Below are 22,663 nucleotides of genomic sequence, written 5' to 3'. Positions count from 1 at the left end.
TTTAATCTCTTAACCATTTAGCCATTACAGGAAAAGCTTCCTTTTCTTCTTTGAGCGCGCGTTCTTTGCCAAAAGCAAGTCCGGCCCATTCCAATAAAGGCAATCCGATATAATTCTCGCCATTAAAATTAGAAATCAGCCAATCCGAATTATTTTTATAGCCGTCGGGATGGAAGACAAATTCAATCGGCAGGCCCAAGTGTTTTGCTGCCGCAAAAGACCAAAGCATGGCCGCAATTTCTTCGCCTTGAGTAGGCCAATCTGCTGCCATTTCGGTTGTTCCGGCTCGATTTCTTTCTGCAGAAGTCGTCACGGCCAAATGACCAGCTTCGTGCAGCATATCGCCTGGATATTTTAGCTTTTCATAATCTACGTAAACAGTGCCAGGACCTAAAGCCAATCCGGGAAGAAACGTTCCTTCTTCTAGATTTTTCACAACTACCGATATTCCGATTTCTTCAAGGAATCGGATTGTTTTTTCCAAATGAGGATGTTTCTCGAACATGATCAATACAAGTTTGGGCAACACAATATAGCAAAAAAGTTTCGTGTAAATAGAATAATTCTGTATTGTTTCTGAAACCTTCGTAACTTTGAAATTCAGATATTTTTAAAATGAGACGACTACAATTTCTTTTTCTTCTTTTCCCTTATTTTCTTTTTTCACAGCAACTGCAAAAAGTGGACTTCAAGACGTTGAATGCCACGCTTTCTTTAGACACGGTCAACAAAAAGATAGCAGGAAAAACTACGTATGTTTTTGAAGTACTTTCAACCATAGATACGATTCGGATTGATGCCAAAAACATGAGTTTTTCGAATTTAAAGATCAACAATAATACAGTCGAGTTCAAGAATTCGGGCAAAGAACTATTACTTTTCAAAGGCTTCAAGAAAGGAAGGAATACGCTCACGTTTGAGTACGAAGCAACTCCAAAACAGACATTGTACTTTATAGGCGAAAAAGAAAATCTACAGATCTGGACACAAGGCCAAGGCAAATACACCAGCCATTGGTTGCCAAGTTTTGACGACGTAAACGAGAAAGTCATTTTTGGACTGACTATTTCTTTTGATAAAGATTTCACGGTGTTGTCTAATGGCAAATTGAAAAAGGTAGCCAATGTAAATCAAGCGCAAAAACAATGGGAATACCAGATGGAAAAGCCAATGAGCTCTTATCTGGCCATGCTTGCTATCGGGAAATTTGCAAAACAGACTGAAACTACTGCATCCGGAACACCTTTAGAAATGTATCTTTCGCAAGAAGATGTCTCAAAATTTGAATACACTTATAAATACAGCAAGGTAATTTTTGACTTTTTCGAAAACGAAATCGGCGTGAAATATCCGTGGGGAATTTACAGGCAGGTTCCGGTAAAAGACTTTTTATATGGGGGAATGGAGAATACGACTTCCACGATTTTCTCCCAAGATTATGTTGTCGATGAAATCGGTTTTAACGATAGAAATTACATCAACGTCAATGCCCACGAATTGGCGCATCAATGGTTTGGCGATCTGATTACCGCAACCTCAGGAAAGCATCATTGGTTGCAGGAAGGTTTTGCGACCTATTATGCGCTTCTGGCTGAAAAAGAACTTTTTGGGGAAGACCATTTTAATTGGGAAATGTACGAGATTGCCGAAAGGCTGCAGCAGGCGTCTAAAACAGATACCATTCCGTTGATGAACGAGAAGGCAAGCGCGCTTACTTTTTACCAGAAAGGTGCCTGGGCCTTGCATGTGCTGCGTGAAAACGTAGGGGCCAACAACTTCAACAAAGCCGTAAAAAAATACCTGGAAAAATACGCTTTCAAAAATGTAAATACCGCTGATTTTTTGGCAGAAATCAATGCTGTTTCTAAGTACGATACAAAGAATTTCCAAGAAATATGGCTAGAAAAATCAGGCTTTGAAGTAACAGAAGCGTTGGGAATCTTGCAAAAGAATAAATTTATCAAGAACTATCTAGACGTACTTTCATTAGCCGAAAAACCTTTGGCCGAAAAACAGCAGATTTTCGAAGAAACCTTGAAATCGGAGGCCTACTATCCGATAAAAGAAGAAATTCTTTTCCAGTTGCAATCGTTAGAATTTCCTGAAAAGCTTCCTTTTATCCAGATTGCGATGCAGTCAAAAGATATAAAAGTAAGGCAGGCAGTTGCCAAGACCTTGAATAAGTTTCCGACAGAATTTCTGCCTGATTTTGAAACGTTTCTAGATGACAATTCCTATGTCACAAAAGAAATAGCCTTAAATGTCTTATGGTCGCAGTTTCCGGATAACAGGACAAAATATTTGGACAAATCTAGGAATTGGATTGGCATGAACGACAAAAACCTCAGAATCTTATGGCTTACGATGGCCTTGGCTACAAAAGATTTTGAGCCTGAAAATAAGCTAGGCTATTACGACGAGCTTTTAGGCTATGCTTCTTCAAATTACGAAAGTTCTATCCGCCAAAATGCGCTGATTAATCTTCTGTATATTAATCCGAACGATACCAATGTCCTTCGCATGCTTGTCAATCCGTTGACGCACCACAAGTGGCAGTTCTCTAAATTTGCAAGAGACAAGATAAGAGAGCTTATCAAAAAGGAAAAATACAAATTGTTTTTCTCCGAGCTTTTGCCCTCCTTGCCAGAAAATGAAAAGGCGGCGTTAGAAAGACTATTAAATCCATAGAACTGTTAAAGTTGTCCTTAGTTCAGCAGAATAGCATTATTTTTAAAGAAAAATCACCACACATTTATGCGAGCATTAGTTATTTCGGGCGGCGGAAGCAAAGGAGCATTTGCTGGCGGCGTTGCCCAATACCTTATCAAAGAAAAAAATATATGCTATGATTTGTTTATCGGGTCTTCCACAGGAAGCCTTTTGATTCCGCATCTGGCCTTGGATAAAGAAGACAAGATTTTCAAGCTGTATACGAACGTGGATATGGACAAAATTTTCAGCGTAAATCCCTTTATTATCAAGCATAAGAAAAATCAGGAAGTCATTACCATCAATCACTTTAACGTGATCATGCAATTCATGAAAGGGAAGCGTACTTTCGGCGAAAGCAAAAACCTCAAAAACTATATCGAAGATAATTTCTCAAAAGAAGAATTTGCCGAACTTCGGAATTCCTCCAAAGAAATTATCGTAGCGGTTACCAACATCACGAAGAACTGCGTAGAATACAAATCCATCCTCGATTGCTGCTATGAAGATTTCTGTGATTGGATTTGGATTTCCTGCAACTATATCCCTTTTATGAGCCTTGTAACCAAAGACCATTTTGAATATGCAGACGGCGGTATCTCCAATGTAATTCCGATACAAGAAGCCATCAATCGTGGTGCGACAGAAGTAGACGTTATTGTTTTGGAAACCGAACACAATACGGCCGAGAAAGTCATCGGAAAAAATCCTTTCTCGCTTACGATTGATTTGTTCGGAACGATTATCGACCAAGTCGAACGAAAAGATATTATTATCGGTCGATTGGCAGCAGCAGCCAAGAATGTAAAACTCAATTTCTATTACACACCGACAAAACTGACCGACAACCCGCTTGTTTTTAATAAAAAAATAATGCTAGATTGGTGGCACCAAGGCTATGATTATGCTAAAAATAAGAGCGAAAACATGAGCCAGATCCAGATATAAAAAAAGCCTCTGTAAAGAAGCTTTCATTATAATTTTATTTCTGACAGTCTACCAAAGTCCTCCAACTTCATCTTTGATGTAAGCCAAAGCATTGTTGCTTGGCGATTGTTTTTCCAACAGTTCGCTCAAGACCGCTTCGCGTAATTTGTTTGCTGTATCCGTTGCAGGATTCAGGGCCGCTTTTCGGATCATCTGTATCGTAGCGTTTTTAGCTGTCGTGATAATCGTCCAGCATTCGTCTGATAAATAAATCTGCTGCGTAAGGTTATGCTCAAATTCGTTTTCGATATGCGAAATGACCAAATCCTGATAATCCATCTTGTCGCTCGAAGTAGGAGCAATGCGGATCAAAAGGTTGGAAGGGTTTATTCTTTCTAAAAACAAAGCCATTCTTTCATAAGCCTGCAGTCGGATAGGAAGCGCGCTTTTCTGCGCATCTTTCTGGATGAGGTACCTGCGGCGGCCTTCTTCGTTTTTAGTATGAAGGCTGAAAAAATAGTAGGCTACGCCTCCAGTGATTACGGCAGGAAGAGTATAGCTCAACAGCTCGATTATTTTTGTAGTATCCATAGAATATGCTTTTAAAGAACGCAAAAATAGAACATTCTTTTCATAAAATTCATTGTTTATAACTAAATAAGAACGGCAGCCATTTCTTATAGGTGCCATTATTTTTCTACAATCTAAATCCTTATTTTTGCAAGTAAAAGAAACAAAAAAAATGCAGCAGTATATAAGCCAGCTTAATGAAGCCCAGCAGGCGCCTGTTCTCCAAAAGGACGGCCCAATGATTATTATTGCAGGAGCAGGCTCAGGAAAAACCAGGGTATTAACCATACGCATTGCCTACCTGATGCATCAGGGTGTCGATGCCTTTAATATCCTTGCCTTGACGTTTACGAACAAGGCAGCCCGTGAAATGAAAAAGCGTATCTCAGATATCGTAGGTTCGAGCGAGGCGAAGAATCTTTGGATGGGAACCTTCCACTCGGTTTTTGCAAGAATGTTGCGCTCTGAAGCCGACAAGCTAGGCTATCCTTCCAATTTTACGATTTATGACTCGCAGGATTCGGTGCGACTGATCGGCTCTATCATCAAAGAAATGCAACTGGATAAGGACGTCTACAAGCCAAAGCAGGTCTTTGGACGTATTTCTTCCTATAAAAACAGTTTGATTACGGTCAAGGCCTATTTCAATAATCCAGACTTGCAGGAGCAGGATGCCATGTCGAAAAAGCCGCGTCTTGGAGAAATCTACCAGAACTATGTTGAGCGCTGTTTTAAGGCAGGCGCAATGGATTTTGACGATCTGTTATTAAAGACCAACGAACTGCTGAACCGTTTTCCGGATGTGTTGGCAAAATACCAAGACCGATTCCGCTATATCTTGGTCGATGAGTACCAAGATACCAACCATTCGCAATATTTGATCGTTCGTGCTTTGTCGGACAAATTCCAAAATATCTGCGTCGTTGGTGACGATGCGCAGAGTATTTATGCTTTCCGCGGAGCGAACATCAATAACATCTTGAACTTCCAGAAAGATTATGAAGGCGTACAGACCTACCGTCTGGAGCAGAATTACCGTTCTTCTAAAAATATAGTCGAAGCGGCCAACTCGATCATCGACAAGAATAAGACCAAGCTCGACAAGATTGTCTGGACGGCAAATGCTGATGGTCCGAAGATTAAAGTACACCGAAGCCTGACCGATGGTGAAGAGGGCCGATTTGTGGCCAGCGAAATCTTTGAAAAGAAGATGCAGCTCCAGATGATGAACGGACAGTTCGCCATCTTGTACAGAACCAACGCCCAGTCGCGTGCTATGGAAGATGCCTTGAGAAAGCGCGACATTCCGTATCGAATCTACGGCGGCTTGTCGTTCTATCAAAGAAAAGAAATCAAGGATGTTCTTTGTTACTTGCGATTGATTATCAATCCGAAGGATGAAGAAGCGTTAATCCGCGTTATCAATTATCCGGCACGAGGCATCGGCGATACTACGGTCGAAAAGCTGACGATTGCGGCGAACCACTACAAGCGTTCGATTTTTGAAGTGATGGAGCATATCGACAAGATTGACCTGAAGCTGAATTCAGGAACAAAATCGAGGCTGCAGGATTTCGTGACCATGATCAAAAGCTTTCAGGTCATCGACCAGAACCACGACGCTTTTTATCTGGCAGAGCATGTGACCAAAAAGACCGGATTAATACAAGAATTGAAAAAAGACGGTACTCCGGAAGGAATCGCACGTCTTGAAAATATAGAAGAACTCTTAAACGGTATCAAAGATTTCATCGAAGGACAGAAAGAGATCGACGGAGCAAGAGGCGCCTTGTCTGAGTTTTTAGAAGATGTGGCCTTGGCTACTGATTTAGACAAAGATACAGGCGATGATGACCGCGTGGCGTTGATGACGATTCACTTGGCAAAAGGACTGGAGTTTCCGTATGTATTTGTCGTAGGGATGGAGGAAGACTTGTTTCCGAGTGCCATGAGTATGAGCACCCGAAGCGAGTTGGAAGAGGAGCGAAGGCTGTTTTATGTAGCCTTGACACGTGCCGAACATCAAGCCTATTTGACCTACGCACAATCGCGTTACCGTTGGGGGAAACTTACTGATTCTGAACCATCGCGATTTATTGAAGAAATCGATGGCGAATATCTAGAATACCTGACTCCGGCAGAAGGCAACTACCGTTACAAGCCGATGATTGATATGGATATTTTTGGAGACGTAGATAAGTCGAAATTGCGACTGGCAAAGCCTACAAACGGCACGGCACCTAAAAAGTACGGTGAAGAAGAACCGCCTTCCAGCATCCGAAGATTAAAGCCTGTTTCTTCTAATGCTTCGTCTGGTGCTCCAGTTTCAGACAGCAAGCTGAATGTGGGCAATGTCGTCATGCACGAAAGGTTTGGAAAAGGGCAGGTGCTCAATATCGAAGGAGCGGGTGCCGACAAGAAGGCTGAAATTAAATTTGAGGTCGGAGGCATCAAAAAATTGTTGCTGCGTTTTGCCAAGCTGGATGTCCTATCCTAAATTGTTTGGGAAAATTGTCGTAACTTTAATCAAAAGACTTTAAGAAAAATGGCGCAATTTATTAAAATATACTCTCAGAATCCCAACGAGAAAGAAATCGACCGCGTAGTCAAAGTGCTGAAAGAAGGAGGGTTAGTTATCTATCCTACAGACACTGTCTATGGTCTTGGCTGTGATATTACCAATACAAAAGCATTGGAGCGTATCGCCAAGATCAAGGGCATAAAGCTCGACAAAGCTAACTTTTCTTTTGTCTGCCACGATCTGAGCAATATTTCAGACTATGTAAAGCAGATTGATACATCTACGTTCAAGCTGCTAAAAAGAACGTTGCCTGGGCCCTATACGTTTATCTTGCCGGGCAACAACAACCTGCCAAAAGAGTTCAAGAAAAAAAATACAGTAGGTATTCGTGTACCGGATAATTCGATTGCTTTGGAGATTGTAAAACAGCTTGGGAATCCTATCGTTTCTACGTCCATCCACGATGATGATGATGTAATCGAGTACACTACCGATCCGGAACTGATCTTTGAGAAATGGCAGAATCTGGTAGATGTGGTCATCGACGGGGGCTATGGAGACAACCAGCCATCGACGATAATTGACTTGTCGGGAAGCGAACCCGTAGTCGTAAGGGAAGGAAAAGGCAGTATTGATTTTTTATAAAATGCGAGTTTTATGACAAAACTTTCGCTTTTGTGATAATTTAATTCTAATTTAGCATTACCAATTAAGAAGTTCCTACTAGTGATAACGATCTATACCGTATGCTATTCTTAATTTAAATATTTAATTGGTTATTAATAAAAAAAGTTAGGGATACATAAAAAGCAGGCTTTCGGGCCTGCTTTTTCATTTACTGCTTATTTTGGACGGCTTATTGCTTCGCCAAGTTTTTCATTTCTTTTTCGATCATGTCATAGAACTGGTCGATTTTTGGCAATACCACAATTCTAGTTCTTCTGTTAACCGATCTGTTCTCAGCAGAGTTGTTGTCTACTAACGGAATGTACTCGCTTCTTCCTGCTGCAATCAACTGTTTTGGATTTACATTCAGCTCTTGCAATACGCGGATGATAGAAGTAGAACGTTTCACGCTCAAATCCCAGTTGTCTAGCAAGACACCGTTTGATTTGTAAGGAACATTGTCGGTGTGTCCTTCAACCATACATTCAAAGTCTGGCTTGCTGTTTACTACCTTCGCTACTTTAGCCAAGATTTCTTTTGCTCTGTCGCTCACGACGTAGCTGCCGCTTTTGAAAAGAAGCTTGTCTGCAATAGAGATGAAAACAACTCCTTTTTCAACATTGATCTCGATATCCGGATCGCTGATACCCACTGAGCTCTTTAGGCTGGTTACCAAAGCCAATGTAACAGAGTCTTTTTTGGTCAAGGCGTCTTGAAGACGAGTAATCTTGATGTCTTTTTCTTTCAGGCTCTCTAATGATTTTTCAAGGTTTTCTGCTCCTTTTGAAGAAAGGGTAGTCAAGTTGCCCATATTGTTGATAAGGTCAGCATTGTTCTTTTTCAAGAATTCAAGCTGGTTGGCAAAAGCTTCTCTTTCTGTCAAACAAGTGTTCAGCTTCACAGTGGCAGTGTTCAGCAGGTCTTGAATTTCTTTGTTTTTTGCTTCTAGTTCGGCAATTTTCTTTTTTGAACCACACGAGGTCAGCGTAAATGCTGCAATCGAAAGTATAAAAATGACTTTTTTCATAGGTTTCGGTTTTAAAATTTTAACAAATTTAAGGATTAATACTAGGGTATCAAGTTTAACATCTATAAACTATTGTTAAAATTTTATTCAAAAACCTTGCCTTTCTTGGCAAAATACCGGTAGGTAATGCTTTTTATTTTGTAGTAATTATCGTATTGGTTTGATTCTCTTTTGTTTAAGAATTTAAATAAATTCAAATAAAAACTAAAGTGCGAGCGCAGGATCGCCCAAGTGTGCGCAAACTTGCCTTCAAGCACAAACTTGATTCCGGCAAGCCCGTCTTGCGACAGCCGAATGAAAAGAACCGGAAACAATCGCTTTCTCGGAAGGTTCTTTAGCATCATCCACAGCGAATTGCGGAAATTGAGAAAAGTCTTGTGCGGATTGGTTTCCTTCAGAGTCGCCCCGCCAACGTGGTAGACTGTAGACTTTCCACAGTATTTTACTTTCAGTCCTTGGTTAAAGGCTCGCCAGCAAAGGTCGATTTCTTCTTGGTGCGCAAAAAAGTCTTCGTCAAAACCGCCCAGCTTTCGGTAGACGTCTTTTCGGATAAAGAAGCAGGCTCCGGATGCCCAAAAGATGTCTGCAATATCATTATACTGTCCGTTGTCTTTTTCAAGAGTCTGGAAGATCCTGCCGCGGCAGAACGGAAAAGCATATTGGTCGATAAAGCCGCCTCCGGCACCAGCATATTCAAACCACTGCTTGTTTTTATAATCTAGTATTTTGGGCTGCAGTATAGCCGTTTCAGGTTCTTGGTCGAACAGCTCGATAATGGGCGTGAGCCAGTTTTCAGTCACTTCAATATCAGAATTGACCAAGGCATAATATTCTTCTTCTACAAACCGCAAGGCTTGGTTATAGCCTTTGGCAAAGCCGAAGTTCTCGGTGTTCTGTATGATCTTTACCGACGGAAATGTCTTTTTGATAAAATCAACTGAAGTATCCGACGAAGCATTGTCGGCCACATAGATGTTCGCTTCCGAAGAAAATCGCACCACAGAAGGCAGGAATTCTTCGAGCAGCTTCTGGCCGTTCCAGTTGAGTATGACGATGGCGGTTTTTTTCATCAGATGTTGGTTTTCGATTGGGGCTAAGTTCTGAAATCAGGAAGTTCTTTTAAGAAATTGTATTTTTCTTCGTGATAATCCATCTGGCAAAAATAATGATTTAGGCCGTTGGTTACCATTAAATATTCCGATTCGAGCGCCATATTGTAGCGGGCAATCTGGTCGAAAGTATCCTGGCTGATGATTATGTCGGTCGATTTGCATTCCACCAAAAGAAACAGCTTGCCGTCGGGCTGAAACACAACGATATCATAGCGCTTGACCAAGCCGTTCAGCTTGATGATCTTTTCTACATTAATATACGACTTCGGGTATTTCTTTTCTTGAAGCAGGTACTGCACTACGTTCTGTCGGACCCATTCTTCGGGCGTCAGGACAATAAATTTCCTGCGGATTTCGTCGAAAATAGAGATCCTTCCTTCCGTATTTTTGAAGCGGAATTCATAGGTGTTGAAATTGAGCTGCTGCATGCTGCAAAGAAACAAAATTTGTTTGTATGTTTCCTGTTTGTATATTTGATGCAAAAGCAATTGATGAAATCGGAAAAGTATGACGTATAAACAATATGCTGTACATCCAGACCTTAAAAACTGGATACGTTATTTCTGGAGCTACGACGTATGTACTTCAGAAACGCAGGTATTGCACGTCCGTTCCTTTGCAGACCGATATCCCCGTCTTATCTTTCAAGACATCCGTTCGTTTTCGCCCATCAAGGGTGCCGATGGCGGCATCAAGCCCATCTGCTACCTGAGCGGTGTCGATACGCAGCCCACCGATGCGTTCTGGGACAGCCGTTTTTCGCATTTCGGAATAAGCTTCCAGCCTCATGCCCTGCATACTTTCTTTGGCATCAATGCGGCCGACCTTACCGATCAGATGCCCGACATCGGACTCTTGGACAAGACCGAAATCGCGGCCTTATTGACAGAAGCTCACGACCATCTCGAAAGAGTTGCCCTGCTCAGCCACTACTTTTATAAAAAGATAGCCCAAGCCAAAGGAGATACGATTATCAACAACCTTTTTCAAGGCGATTGGGCCGACCGATTGGACAATGAAAAGAGCCTTGCGGCCATTGCCTCGCACTATCATATTTCTGAACGGCAGCTGCAGCGCAAGTTCAAGCAAAACGTAGGCGTGTCTGCCCGAAAATTTGCAAGGATTGCCAAATTCGAGAAGTCATTGCAAGCCATTTCTTCCGTACAATATGGCAATCTTACCCAAGTGGCTTACGATTTGGAGTATACCGACCAGTCTCATTTTATAAAAGATTTTAAATTATTCTCAGGCCTTTCTCCGTATGACTTTGTGAGGCAGGCCAACCTAGGCTCTGAGAGCGCTTCGTTTATCTACCCCGACCCAATGGCGTGATGTCGTTCTGATACAATTCTGTTAGGATTCTCGATTTTAATTTTGGAAAAGATTTCTGGCTTGGTCCAGATCAAAAATTCTTAATCCTTAAAATCGTTTATGTATGAAAACAGAAAAAAACAAAATTGCAACCTTCCTTATTCTTGCACTCTCGGCTTTCGCCTTTACGAGCTGTTCTAAAGATGATGGCGATGATGCCAACGGAGGAAATTCACACAAGCTTGTGTTTAAGGCAGAAGTTTCTGCAGGATCTTCCATCAACCAATCCGTATACGGCTATGATACCAGCCTGACGACAGTCACGGGCCTGGGCGGACTGGCATGGACAAGCCCAGAAGTTACGGCACCTGCCAATGCGAGAGTAGCGAGTTTTGTCGTAAATGCAGTAGGAGCGAATGCTTCTTCGACCTTGAAACTGCAGGTATTTGTAGATGGTGTCTTAAAAAAAGAAAGCACGAGTACGGGGACAGCTTTGGTAAGCCAAGCGCAGTACAGCCTCAGATAATATCCTCCTTTTAGCCGGCAGCGGCCTACACTGCTATGGTTTTTTTTAGAACTTATTGCTATTTTTAGCAATAAGTTCTGCTTTTAAAGCACTATTTTTGGTCTTTAATACGCATACAAAATTAGAAAAGTGTGGATGAGGTAGTAAAAATTGTCAACGATATCAAGGCGGGTATCATCAAGCCTATTTATTTCTTGATGGGCGAGGAGCCGTATTATATCGACAAGCTGACGGAATATATGGAAGCGAATCTTCTTGCCGAAGACGAAAAAGGCTTTAACCAGACGATACTCTACGGGCGCGACGTGTCTATAGAAGATATCGTGTCTACCGCCAAGCGTTATCCGATGATGGCAGAGCGGCAGGTAGTGATCGTCAGGGAGGCGCAGGAGCTTTCGCGCACCATCGACAAGCTGGAAAGCTATGCCGAAAATCCGATGCCGACAACGGTGCTGGTCATGGCCTATAAATACAAGACGCTCGACAAGAGAAAGAAGGTGACGAAGGTCTTAGACAAGAACGGACTGGTCTACGAAAGCAAGAAATTATACGAAAACCAAGTAGGCGACTGGCTCAAGCGCGTGCTCGCCGGAAAGAAGCTCAACATCGAGCCCAAGGCAGCGGCAATGCTTGTCGACTTTTTGGGCACCGACCTGAGCAAGATTGCGAACGAGCTGGACAAGCTGGCAATCATCTTGCCGCAAGGCAGCACGGTGACGCCCGAAATTATAGAAGAAAACATCGGATTCAGCAAGGATTTTAATGTGTTCGAGCTGCGCAAGGCCATTGGCGAGAAGAACATCAAAAAAGCCTACCAGATCGCACAGTATTTTGCAGACAACCCGAAAGACAATCCGCTGGTATTGACCGTAGGGCAGACGTTCGGCTTTTTTATACAGCTGTTGAAATACCACGGACTGAAAGACCGCAATCCGAAGAACGTGGCCTCGGCCTTGGGCATCAATCCTTTTTTTGTTAAGGAGTATGACGTGGCCATCAAGAATTACCCGATGAAAAAAGTGAGCCAGATTGTGGCTTCGCTTCGCGATATCGACGTCAAGAGCAAAGGCGTAGGTGCCAATGGGCTGCCGCCAGGCGACCTGATGAAGGAAATGCTCGCCAATATTTTTAGCTAGTACTGATAGAGTAGAATACAATTATATAAAAAGAAATGCGCTGCATTTGGGAAGCGCATTTCTTTTGTCTACTACTAAACAAGTAGCGCTAATAAGAACTTGAGCAGTGCCAATAAGAAGATGAGCAGAGCCAATAAGAAGATGAGCAGTGCCAATAAGAAGATGAGCAGTGCCAATAAGAAGATGAGCAGAGCCAATAAGAAAATGAGCAGTGCCAATAAGAAGATGAGCAGAGCCAATAAGAAAATGAGCAGAGCCAATAAGAAGATGAGCAGAGCCAATAAGAAAATGAGCAGAGCCAATAAGAAGATGAGGAGAGCATATAAGAACTTGAGCAGAGGATATAAGAAGATGAGTAGTGCCTATAAGAACTTTTGCAACCGTACTCTGTTGGGAAGATTTTTTTAAAAAAACTTCTGGAAGCTAGAGTATGCTGCTACTATTTTGGCAATGAAAACTAATGTCTCATGTTTTTTGGGTTTTGCGTATTTTTTTAATTTATTTTATGTTAATTTGTTTGCCAAATCTCAATAGCATGGACGCTGAAATACAAAATCTTCATAATGTCTGGCTTTCTAACAGAACCACCAGAACCACATCGTCGCATCCCATTTCGTTTGACGACCTGACGAATTCGATTATCAGCACGGGTCCGTTTTATTTTTACATTATTGATTTTTTCGACATGTCGCTCTCGCACATAAGTCCGGCGCTCTACCAGATGCATGGATTTGATCAGGAGGATACCACATTTAACCATATACTGGGCGCAATCCATCCAGAAGATTTAGATTTTGTCGTAAAGGCCGAAGCTTTTCTGACCCGTTTTTTTTCAGAAAACATAAGCCGTGATAAACTGATGAGCTATAAGATTAGCTATTGCCACAGGGGCAGGCTGCACAATGGCGAGTATGCCTTATTTAACCACCAAGCCTTGATGCTCACTATGGATGACGACGGAGGCTACGGAAAATCGCTCAACATCCATACCCGTATCGACCACCTTACTAATTTTAATACCTATAAGATTTCGCTTATCGGCCTGCACGGAGAGCCTTCTTTTATGAATCTAAGCCTGGATGAAAATGACGGAGACAGCATCGAATTTTCGAAACGGGAAATTGATATTATCCGACTCCTAGGCAACGGGCTAAATAATAATGAAATAGCAGCAAAGCTATTTATCAGTCCGCTAACGGTCAAAAAACACCGCAAGAATATCTTGGCGAAGTCGGACTCCAAAAACACGGTCGAGTTGATAAAAAACAGCATCCTCCAAGGACTTATTTAAGTTTCGCAATCGCAAAAGAATACCCCTTTAGGGGTATTTTATGAAGTTTGTATTTGTACTAGTTTTGTTAAAATAAAGGACGGCCTAAACGTAAAACAGTATCATGCTAAAAGCGAGCTTTCTTTCTTATTCTTTGCCATATGTCCTGCTTTTGGCTAGCACGGCGGCTTTTTCGCAGACTGAAATTTACAAATCCAATAGTGTATTTAAAAACTTCGAGGCCACTTCGCTCTCGGCTTCCCTTGTTATTGCTGCCGACAAGGTTCTTTTCAACGCTGCCGATTATAAAATCTATGCTATCGATAAGACAAGCTTGCAGCCGGTCTGGGAAATTTATACAGGCTGGAAATCGAATACTCCGCCGTACCTGCACGATGCTGCCTTTTTCTATGGAAATTATGAAAAGGGAAGGACAAGAGTGGCGCAATACGACTTGAATACGGGAGCAAAACGTAAGGAGCTTCCTTTTGAATCGCTACAATCCGAACCCTATATTGCCAATGGCAGGATGTATTGTACGGTTTTATGGGATGGCGGAAAATTAGTGGCGTACGACCTTCAAGAAGACAAGACGCTCTGGCAGAAAAACATAGGGCATGGGGCTGAAGTAGCGCCTGCGTACCGCCCAGACCGAATTATTGCTAATGCGGAAGACGACAATTGGTTTGAAACAGACTACAGCGGAAACCTGCTAAAGGGAAAAGCCCGCAAGCATGCCTATATCGATACTGTCGAAGTTTTTGTAAAAGAATATAAATTCCTGACACATGACGGCAAAGAAATTACGCCAGACTTTTTAAGGAAGAATAAGATAGACCCTCTGGAGCATCAGGTCAAGAGAACCCAGAGCCACACTTTTATTTTAAGCGAGAAGCAGCTTTTGGTGCTTGGCACTAACAAAAGAAAAGCCGGCTCATTAGCTTTAGAAACCATAGTAGAAGAACCGTATTTTGATCCCGATGACGCTGGCGCAATCCTGACAACGAATGCCGAAAGCGTCTGGCTGTATTGCCAAAAGCAGCTCATCCATTATGATTTTAAAAACAGCAAGCTGCTGCGAAAGCTCGATTTGACCAGCTGGAATCCGCATCAGGTTAGGGTAGACGGCAGGACCATCTGGCTGATCTCTAAAAACGATGGACAGCTGTATGGACTGGACTTTGAACCGGATCAGCAAACAGCAGATAGGCTGCGGGTTCAGGCAGAAAGACAATGGGAAATAAACAACCCGAAACCCGTGGATCCGAAAAAGATCGAAGCGGCAAAAGCAGCGCAGGAAAAATTAAAAAATAAGAAGAATAGAAAATAGACGTAAAAAAAGTACAACTAAATTTAACTAACCCCCTAAAATTATGAAAACAAAAGTATTGGTACTCCTATTGGTTGCAAGCTCGTTCAACCTTTTAGCGCAAAGCAGATCAGAAATTATCAAAGACATCAACGGGCTGCTCCAAAATGTAAAAAACGTGCGTATTAGGACTGGCGATAGCAGTCCGTCACACCTGACGCATACCTACATGAATTTTTCGGAACACGCCTCTAAAAAGGGATGGGTTTCTTTTACCAGCGTAACTTCCTGGGGAAGCGGTTATGAAGATCTTACCATCACGTATTCTTTCGATCCGAAAAAGATTGAAGAAGTGAGCCTTAACGATGAGGTAGATAAGGAACGAGGCAACAAGGCTTTTCTGTTCGCTCTTACGCTCGAAGGCAATAACGATGTGGAGATAACTAGCGTACAGGGCGGCAGCACGACACGCGACAAATCGAATATGGTGGTCATGTATATCATGATGAAAGGAAGCGACGGCTATGAGATCTATGATGAATTAGAAGAACTATTTCAAGAACTTGCGAACTCTTAGGCTATTGTTGATTTATACGTTCGCTATTGAGTGGTCATCTATAATCACTCTTGCATAAGAAAAATGAGTTAAGACAAAGATGTACTATGAAACTTAAAGGAGTAGAGAAACAGTTTTGGTGGCACTTTAGACAGATTACCGATTCGAAGCATATTCCTACCGAATTGTCTGGTTTCACCGGTATAGATGATTCCGACATTGATGATGACTATATAGGCATGATTGCCGCAAAAGTTTCTATTGTTCATCAGATATATTTAAAAGAAACCAAGGTGACCGATACAGGTGTGAAATTGCTTAGTGGTTTCAAGCAATTGAAGCGTTTGACGCTTATGAAGCATGAAAACATTACCAAGGACTGCTTGCCTTATATCAATAGATTAACAGATTTGGAATATCTCGATGTCTGGAAAACCAAAATTAGATTGGAAGATCTGGGAGCTTTGACCGATCTGAAAAACTTGAAAGAACTGTATGTCTCTCCCAACGATGAAGAAGATGAGTCCGACCAAGAAACTATTTTGGAAAAGATTATAAAGGCAGAAGAAACATTACCCAATTGCGTGATACGCACGTATTATAGATGATTTGTACTGTTACTTCGCGGATAAAATAAAAACGAACTAAACCATTTAAATTATGAAAATTCAATTCAAATTATTTTTAGCTATAAGCTTTCTGCTTATCACGACTTTTTCTTTTGCACAAGAAAAATTCGAAAATGAGAAATTGGCACTGGTCAATGATATTTTTCATAACACCACAAGAGAGAACATCGTTTCTTATATGGAAAATAAGCATTTTGATACCGATAAAGTCGAAAAGACGGAATATCTTAAATCAGGAGTTGAAATTGAAGAAGAACTAGTCTTTTCATTTTATCTAGAGAATGAAGGGGAACTTGAAAAAATTGAGATTCTCTACGGAAAGAACAAAAAAATCGTAGAAGTGACGTATGATTTTTATGGAGCAGCAAACACCAGTTTGATCGAAAAAGAATTGAAGGATAAAAAATATAAATCCAAAATAGATAATTTTGAGATACTTGGCTCAACAGTAACACATTATATATGGAGGAAATCGAGAAATAAAAATAGCTTTCGGACGTATTTTAGCAATTCAAATAATACAGGAGAGCTGACTTACGGAATAATTGAATAGGTACTTCGTTTTAATAACCAAACCTTAAAATCATGAACAAACTTTTTATCATTATTTATTTTATGGCGTGTGCAGCCACTGCACAAAGCGTAACTTCTGGAGCTTATACTGTTAGCATTGATCATGTTACCAGCCAAGATTCTGATTACAAAGGAAACTATAACATACAAAAGAACGGCGTTATCGTGGCAAGCGAAAAGTTTTCTGTGATGAAATTGGAGCGTATCGTTTCCATTAATATACAAGAAGGCGATGGATATGGCAATACGGCTACCTATTTTTACGAAAGCAAAAAGTTTGATTGCATGGGAGAAGAAAAAGAGGCAAAAAAGTATAAGGATATCAAGGACATTATTTTAAATGGCATCCTTTTTTATGCCGAACTGCGGTTTAAAGAGGAATAGCAAATTATCCCACAGAATAGGCCATGCATTTAAAAGGAAAAGAAAAACATTTTTGGAAAAACAATTTTGGCATTTCCAAGCTGGCAGACATTCCGCTCGAAATCAGCGGCTATAAATCGATCGATTCAGAAACAGACGATCAGTTTTTAGAGTATCTGACTTCCAGGATTCCGACCATACATGGAATTTATCTGAAATTTACCAACATTACGGATGAAGGAGTAAGGCATATCAGCAAGATTGCCAGCCTTTCAGAACTTACCTTACGGGACCATAAGGATATTACCAACGAAAGCGTGCCGTACCTGAACCAACTGGCCGATCTAGTGTATCTGGATCTCGTAAAGACAAAAATCGGACTCAAAGACCTGCCTGGCTTATTCCAGCTCCAAAAACTCAAAGAGCTATATGTTTCTACGGAAGAAGAGAACGAGGAGATTTTATTAGAGCATGTGGCGGAGATGAAAAAGATACTTCCTCAATGTATCTTGTATATCAACTATAGATCTTACGAATAAATTGGCTTATGCTATAAAAAAAGAAAGCACTTCAAAACTTGAAGTGCTTTCTAGCATTAAGATCTACTACCACCGACCTTAATGTTCGGACGCATATAAAATATACATGCCCATTCTCAAAAAGAAACCTAAACTATTCTTTTATGATCTTGACGGTCTTCACTGCATTGTCAGCAGTTACTTTTACCAGATACGTACCAGCTGGCAGGCTTGACATATCAATTTGGCCATTATCAGCATTGATCGGCTTGGCGATTACCTGCTGTCCAATTAAGTTGAATACCGCAACATCAGTGATGTTTTTCGTATACGAAAGATTCAGTATGCCTTTTACCGGGTTCGGATACGCTTTGAAAGCTGTCGTTTCGAAGTCCGGAGTAGAAAGCGATACGTCAACCGCAATATTATCCACATAGATCTGAGCCCTGTCTGTAATAGAGTAGGCGTTGAATCCTAGATAATACACACCGCTTGTTTCTACCGTGAAGGTAGTAGACGATTCTAGCGGCGTGTTGTTTGTGATGGCCGGATAGTCTACGATATTTCTTGTCATCGCATTATAATCGGCAGAAGAAGCGATGTTGACTTTTAGTCTTTCTACATAATTCGTATTGCCGCTGTTTCCGTATTGGAATTTCAGCGTATAGTTTGTTCCCGCTTCTAATTGGATTCCGTTCGTATAGAACCAAGCATTAGCCGGGTTTGTCGAATTGTAGCTGTAGTTCAGAACTTTAGAAGCAAAGCCCCATCCGTTTACGTTGTCGGTTTTCCAGTTATTTCCAGTTCCGGCATTTTGGATAGACGTACATAACGGCAATGCAGGAACTGTTACCTCGTTAAAGTCAAGCAAGTAAGGAACGGTCTGTGTTCCGCAAGCCGTCGTGAAAGAGAACGGTCCAGCCCAAGTACTTAGGTCTCCGGCACCGCAGTTTCTGCGTACGTAGAACTGGTAGGCTGTATTGGCAGTAAGTCCAGAAATGGTATGCGGCTGTGCTACAGCAGTTGCCATTGTTCCCGTGCCTTGCGTAAATCCTCTAGGGCCGTATTCTACGTCAAACGACGTTCCGCTGCTTACCCATGTCAGCTGTGCTGTAGCAGTAGTAAGGTTTCCAGCTGCTCCGCCTGTCGGTGCAGGACATGATGGTGGAGTAACTACTTCAAACGTATAGTCTTCTGCTTCTCCGTTTCCTGAGTTAAAGCCGCAGGCATCGGCAGGAGCATTGTTGTTATAGTCCATACGGATTCTCATCCTATAGTTTCCTACAGGAGTCGTAGCCGGAACGGTAATGCTTCCAGATGCTGCAGCACCGTAGGCTGTCGTACTGAATACTCTTTCGTTGGTATCAAAAACCATGTTGTTGTTCCAGTCGATCCAGATTGCAAATCCAGAGCCACTGCTATAGGCAGCGCTGAAGCCGACAGAAGCGCCTTCGTATTGCTGCACTTTCATGGCCGTAAAGTTAGAGTAGCCTCCGGTTCCGATAGTCGTGCCCGTATTGCTGATATTTGCAGATCCGCCCGTAGTGGTGAAGCTGCTGATAAAATAGCTCGTTGAAGTCGCAGCAGGCGTGCAGTATCCGGTAAAGAAACGGAACGGTCCTGCCCAGGAGCTCTTGCCGTCGGTACCGCAGTCTCTACGTACATAGAACTGGTACGCGGTCTCTGCCGTAAGTCCTGAAATGTTCAAAGGATTGGCAGTTCCTGTTGTCATGGTTCCAGTACCTGGCGTGAATCCGGCAGGGCCGTATTCTACGTCAAACAACGTTCCTGTGCTTGTCCAAGTCAATTGTGCTGCTGTAGGCGTCATGTTTCCTACTGCTAGATTTGTCGGAGGCAGGCAAGACGGAGGCGTTACTACTTCAACCGTGTAGTCTTCTCCTTCTCCGTTGCCAGAGCTTGGCGCGCAAGGCGTGGTCGGGCTGCTGCTGTTGTAGTCCATCATGATTCTCATGCGGTAGCTGCCCAAGGCAGTTCCGGCCGGAACCGTGAAGCTTCCGGTTGCTGCAGCACCGTAGGCTGTCGTATTGAATACTCTTTCGTCAGCTTCAAATGCCATGTTCTTGTTCCAGTCTACCCAGATCGCAAATCCAGAACCGCCGCTATAAGCCGCGCTGAAGTTGATTGTTCCGCCTTCAGACTGCTGTACCTTCATGGCAGCAAAATTAGAGTAGCCTCCGGTTCCGATGCCTGTAGCAGTATTGCTGATGTTCAGGAATCCTCCGGTCGTAGTAAAGTCTTTGATAAAATAGCTTGTAGACGTCGCTGCAAAACGGCAAGGACCAGTATAGAAACGGAACGGACCTGCCCATGGGCTCTTGTCTCCGGCTCCACAATCTCTGCGTACATAATATTGGTACGAAGTATCAGCCGTCAGTCCAGAAACGTCGTAAGGGTTTCCTACTGATGATGCCATAGTTCCCGTACCTGGCGTGAATCCGGCAGGGCCGTATTCTACGTCAAACACAGTTCCTTCGCCCAGCCAAGAAAACTGTGCTGTCGTAAAGGTTACGTTTCCGGCTCCTAGTTCTGTAAGAGGCATGCAGGTAGGAGGAGTAACTACCTCAAAAGTATAGTCTTCTGCCTCTCCGTTGCCGGAGTTAAAGCCGCACGGATTTTCAGGATTGTCCTTGTTATAGTCGGCCAATACCCTCATGCGGTAATTGCCCACTGGCGTTCCCGCAGGAATCGTGATGGTTCCGTTTTGCGATGAGCTGTATCCTGTAGTATTAAACATTCTTTCGGTAGACTCGAAAACCAAGTTTTTGTTCCAGTCAATCCAGATCGCCAGACCGAAGGTTCCGCTGTTGTATACTGCACTGAAATTTACAGCTCCGCCTTCATAATGGCTTACCTTTTGGGCAGCAAAGTTAGAATAGCCGCCAGTACCTTGGGTTGTATTCAGGTTGCTGATGTTAGAAAAGCCTCCTGTAGTAGAAAAATCCTTGATATAGTTAGTTGTTCCCGTGGCGGCAGGAAGACAGTATCCGGTATAGAAACGGAACGGTCCTGCCCATGGGCTCTTGTCTGTGCTGCTGCAGACCCTGCGTACATAATATTGGTACGATGTATCAGGAGTCAGTCCAGACGCATCATAAGGATTTCCTACAGAAGATGCCATGGTTCCCGTGCCTTGCGTGAATCCGGCAGGGCCGTATTCTACGTCAAACACGGTTCCTTCGCCCAGCCAAGAGAATTGTGCTGTCGTAAAGGTTATGTTTCCGGCACCTAGTTCCGTTGGAGGAAGACAGGATGGAGGAGTGACTACCTCAAAAGTATAGTCTTCTGCCTCACCATTGCCGGAAGCAAAGGTACAAGCGTCAGATGGACCGCTATTGTTATAATCCATACGGATTCTCATGCGGTAGTTTCCAACCGGAGTTCCGGCAGGAACGGTAAAGCTTCCTGTTGCAGACGATCCGTAGGCAGTCGTAGTGAACATTCTTTCGCCAGTCTCGAATGCCATGTTGTTGTTCCAGTCTACCCAGATGGCAAATCCAGAGCCGCCGCTATAGGCTGCGCTGAAGCTTACAGCTCCGCCCTCGAAGTGGCTTACTTTCTGAGCCGCGAAGTTAGAATAGCCTCCGGTTCCTATGGTTGTGCCCGTATTAGTGATATTGGCAAAACCTCCCGTAGTGGTGAAGCTATTGATAAAGTAGCTAGTTGAAGTCGCTGCAGGAAGGCAGTATCCGGTAAAGAAACGGAACGGGCCAGCCCATACGCTTTTGTCTCCAGCGCCGCAGTCTTTGCGTACATAATATTGGTAAGCAGTATCAGCCGTCAGTCCAGAAACGTCGTAAGGATTTCCGACAGATGATGCCATAGTTCCCGTTCCTTGCGTGAATCCAGCTGGTCCGTATTCTACGTCAAATACAGTTCCTTCGCTTAGCCAAGAAAACTGTGCTCCTGTAAAGGTCACGTTTCCTATTCCTAAGTCAGAAGGAGGCAGGCAGTTAGGAGGACTTGTTACGTCAAGCGTATAGTCTTCTGCTTCGCCATTTCCTGAGTTGAAGGTACATGGATTTTCAGGATCGGCTTTATTGTAATCGGCCAACACTCTCATTCTATAGCTTCCGACTGCTGTTGTTGCAGGAATAGTGATGGTTCCTGATGCAGATGAGCCGTAAGCTGAAGTACGGTATACTCTTTCTGAAGTATCAAAAGTAGTGTCGCCGTTCCAGTCTACCCAGATAGCAAGGCCATAAGTACCGCTGCTGTAGGCTACGGAGAAATTAATGGTTCCGCTGGCCGCTTGGCGAACGATCCTGGCTGTTTGGTCGGAATAGCCTCCGGTTCCCATCCCAGAACTAAGGTTAGAGATATTTAGGGTAGCTCCCGTAGTTGAAAAATCCTTAATATAGTAGGATGTTCCTGTAGCGGCAGGAGTACAGTAGGCTAGTGAGCCAGTTTCTGCAGTGTAATTGTCTGGCCTTGGACCCGAATAAGCATAGAGAAAGATACTCATGCCCAGACAGTACAGCAAGGTCAGCCATTGTTTGGTTCGGAATTTCTTCCGATTAGGTTGGGTAAAATTTTTCATTTTTAAGTATAAATTGATTAAAGTAAACAAGCACCACAGCAGTGCTATAAGTTGGGTATTTTTATAGTGTAAATAAATAAACCATAAAGACGTGCGTACAAAGTCACTTCCTTATGGCGTTAGGTTTTTAAAATCTCAAATTTTTATATCCTAAGAATATAAATGATGTGCTAAAAAATAGGAGGCCCTCCTTGCTAAATCTGTATAACGTAATAATTTTCACTGAATAAAACTATGATGATAAATTTTCATGAAATTATTGGAGAGCGCGCCTTATTTTTTAATAGCAAAGTGTCTCTAAAAAAATTATAGCCGATGAACTAGATCCCCTAAATCTGTAAACTCATATGAACTAAAAACCATAATTAACTTTTAACAAGAG

At 42.6% G+C, this 22,663-nt stretch carries 21 protein-coding genes; 15 read left to right on the top strand and 6 right to left on the bottom strand.

The window, feature by feature from the left end:
• Window position 1 precedes the first annotated feature (1 nt).
• Window positions 2-505, bottom strand: coding sequence for a hypothetical protein (locus OLM56_RS13085; protein WP_264527270.1), 504 nt, complete (start codon window positions 503-505; stop codon window positions 2-4).
• 110 nt (window positions 506-615) lie between these two features.
• Here OLM56_RS13085 and OLM56_RS13080 point away from each other — a divergent pair, with 110 nt between their 5' ends.
• Entirely contained in the window at window positions 616-2,688 is a 2,073-nt protein-coding gene (locus OLM56_RS13080; protein ID WP_264527269.1) for a M1 family metallopeptidase, read from the top strand.
• 66 nt (window positions 2,689-2,754) lie between these two features.
• Window positions 2,755-3,657: a patatin family protein gene (locus OLM56_RS13075; RefSeq protein ID WP_121377202.1), complete on the top strand. Its 903-nt coding sequence runs from the start codon at window positions 2,755-2,757 to the stop codon at window positions 3,655-3,657.
• Between the two features lie 48 nt (window positions 3,658-3,705).
• Here the strand turns inward: OLM56_RS13075 and OLM56_RS13070 are convergent, their stop codons facing one another.
• Complete coding sequence (locus OLM56_RS13070) at window positions 3,706-4,227, bottom strand: hypothetical protein (protein WP_121377242.1); 522 nt, start codon at window positions 4,225-4,227, stop codon at window positions 3,706-3,708.
• Between the two features lie 151 nt (window positions 4,228-4,378).
• On the opposite strand from OLM56_RS13070, the gene OLM56_RS13065 reads away from it, so the two are divergent.
• Window positions 4,379-6,703, top strand: a complete 2,325-nt coding sequence (locus OLM56_RS13065) for an ATP-dependent helicase (RefSeq protein WP_264527268.1) — start codon at window positions 4,379-4,381, stop codon at window positions 6,701-6,703.
• Window positions 6,704-6,751: 48 nt separating this feature from the next.
• Entirely contained in the window at window positions 6,752-7,372 is a 621-nt protein-coding gene (locus OLM56_RS13060) for an L-threonylcarbamoyladenylate synthase (protein WP_264527267.1), read from the top strand.
• 211 nt (window positions 7,373-7,583) lie between these two features.
• Here the strand turns inward: OLM56_RS13060 and OLM56_RS13055 are convergent, their stop codons facing one another.
• The 3 genes from OLM56_RS13055 to OLM56_RS13045 form a co-directional block, all read right to left on the bottom strand.
• Window positions 7,584-8,420 carry a flagellar motor protein MotB gene (locus OLM56_RS13055; RefSeq protein WP_121377199.1) on the bottom strand — a complete coding sequence of 279 codons (837 nt, stop codon included), beginning with the start codon at window positions 8,418-8,420 and terminating at the stop codon, window positions 7,584-7,586.
• An 83-nt stretch (window positions 8,421-8,503) separates the two neighbouring features.
• A complete protein-coding gene (locus OLM56_RS13050; protein ID WP_264527266.1) occupies window positions 8,504-9,490 on the bottom strand; it encodes a glycosyltransferase family 2 protein in 987 nt (328 codons plus the stop codon).
• 23 nt (window positions 9,491-9,513) lie between these two features.
• Window positions 9,514-9,960, bottom strand: coding sequence for a type I restriction enzyme HsdR N-terminal domain-containing protein (locus OLM56_RS13045; RefSeq protein ID WP_121377197.1), 447 nt, complete (start codon window positions 9,958-9,960; stop codon window positions 9,514-9,516).
• Between the two features lie 79 nt (window positions 9,961-10,039).
• On the opposite strand from OLM56_RS13045, the gene OLM56_RS13040 reads away from it, so the two are divergent.
• The 11 genes from OLM56_RS13040 (at window position 10,040) to OLM56_RS12990 (ending at window position 17,744) form a co-directional block, all read left to right on the top strand.
• Window positions 10,040-10,864: a helix-turn-helix domain-containing protein gene (locus tag OLM56_RS13040; RefSeq protein ID WP_264527265.1), complete on the top strand. Its 825-nt coding sequence runs from the start codon at window positions 10,040-10,042 to the stop codon at window positions 10,862-10,864.
• Between the two features lie 103 nt (window positions 10,865-10,967).
• Window positions 10,968-11,369 (top strand): hypothetical protein, encoded by a 402-nt coding sequence (locus tag OLM56_RS13035; RefSeq protein WP_182494310.1) that lies wholly within the window; start codon window positions 10,968-10,970, stop codon window positions 11,367-11,369.
• A gap of 131 nt (window positions 11,370-11,500) precedes the next feature.
• Window positions 11,501-12,505 (top strand): DNA polymerase III subunit delta, encoded by a 1,005-nt coding sequence (holA, locus tag OLM56_RS13030; protein WP_121377195.1) that lies wholly within the window; start codon window positions 11,501-11,503, stop codon window positions 12,503-12,505.
• A 120-nt stretch (window positions 12,506-12,625) separates the two neighbouring features.
• Window positions 12,626-12,913, top strand: coding sequence for a hypothetical protein (locus tag OLM56_RS13025; protein WP_264527264.1), 288 nt, complete (start codon window positions 12,626-12,628; stop codon window positions 12,911-12,913).
• 127 nt (window positions 12,914-13,040) lie between these two features.
• On the top strand, window positions 13,041-13,796 hold the full coding sequence (locus OLM56_RS13020; protein ID WP_121377193.1) for a LuxR C-terminal-related transcriptional regulator: 756 nt from the start codon (window positions 13,041-13,043) through the stop codon (window positions 13,794-13,796).
• A 103-nt stretch (window positions 13,797-13,899) separates the two neighbouring features.
• Window positions 13,900-15,105, top strand: a complete 1,206-nt coding sequence (locus OLM56_RS13015; RefSeq protein ID WP_264527263.1) for a PQQ-binding-like beta-propeller repeat protein — start codon at window positions 13,900-13,902, stop codon at window positions 15,103-15,105.
• Window positions 15,106-15,148: 43 nt separating this feature from the next.
• The gene (locus OLM56_RS13010; RefSeq protein ID WP_264527262.1) at window positions 15,149-15,661 is read left to right on the top strand and encodes a hypothetical protein; all 513 of its coding nucleotides are present in this window, start codon (window positions 15,149-15,151) and stop codon (window positions 15,659-15,661) included.
• Between the two features lie 86 nt (window positions 15,662-15,747).
• The gene (locus tag OLM56_RS13005; RefSeq protein WP_264527261.1) at window positions 15,748-16,248 is read left to right on the top strand and encodes a hypothetical protein; all 501 of its coding nucleotides are present in this window, start codon (window positions 15,748-15,750) and stop codon (window positions 16,246-16,248) included.
• Window positions 16,249-16,300: 52 nt separating this feature from the next.
• Window positions 16,301-16,822, top strand: a complete 522-nt coding sequence (locus tag OLM56_RS13000; protein WP_264527260.1) for a hypothetical protein — start codon at window positions 16,301-16,303, stop codon at window positions 16,820-16,822.
• 32 nt (window positions 16,823-16,854) lie between these two features.
• Entirely contained in the window at window positions 16,855-17,226 is a 372-nt protein-coding gene (locus OLM56_RS12995; protein WP_264527259.1) for a hypothetical protein, read from the top strand.
• Window positions 17,227-17,249: 23 nt separating this feature from the next.
• Entirely contained in the window at window positions 17,250-17,744 is a 495-nt protein-coding gene (locus OLM56_RS12990; RefSeq protein WP_264527258.1) for a hypothetical protein, read from the top strand.
• 133 nt (window positions 17,745-17,877) lie between these two features.
• On the opposite strand, the gene OLM56_RS12985 is transcribed toward OLM56_RS12990, so the two are convergent.
• Complete coding sequence (locus tag OLM56_RS12985) at window positions 17,878-22,281, bottom strand: GEVED domain-containing protein (protein ID WP_264527257.1); 4,404 nt, start codon at window positions 22,279-22,281, stop codon at window positions 17,878-17,880.
• Window positions 22,282-22,663 lie beyond the last annotated feature (382 nt).

This window comes from Flavobacterium sp. N2550 (assembly GCF_025947265.1).
Lineage (GTDB): Bacteria > Bacteroidota > Bacteroidia > Flavobacteriales > Flavobacteriaceae > Flavobacterium > Flavobacterium endophyticum.
Note: the sequence above shows the minus strand (reverse complement) of the source record. Positions and strands in the feature narration are given on the sequence as shown.